General features: G+C 57.9%; 1 pseudogene. It reads left to right on the top strand.

The window, feature by feature from the left end:
• Positions 1–24 precede the first annotated feature (24 nt).
• A pseudogene (locus tag BK660_RS31780) lies at positions 25–297 on the top strand (hypothetical protein); the annotation flags it as partial.

Genomic DNA, 297 nt, shown 5'->3' with positions numbered 1-297 from the left:
GAAATCCCCCAAGGCGGGAGCACAGTGGAAACGGCTGTCACCTTGAGCGGCGTCGCGGCCAAAGGCGAGAAGGTCGAAATCTTTGACGGCGCAGTCTCCAAAGGTCAGGCAACGGCACATGCCACAACCGGTGTCTGGACGTTGCTCGTCAGTGCTTTGGCTGTGGCAGCACACAGCTTTACCTCCAAGGCGTTGTACGGCTCTGGCGCGACGTCTGCAGCCAGAACACTGACCGTTGTACAAAACATCGTGCCCGAACTCCGTTTGATCACTGACTCAGCACTGGTAGAGATTCCC

The sequence above is a fragment of the Pseudomonas brassicacearum genome (assembly GCF_003732265.1).
GTDB lineage: Bacteria > Pseudomonadota > Gammaproteobacteria > Pseudomonadales > Pseudomonadaceae > Aquipseudomonas > Aquipseudomonas brassicacearum_D.
Note: the sequence above shows the minus strand (reverse complement) of the source record. Positions and strands in the feature narration are given on the sequence as shown.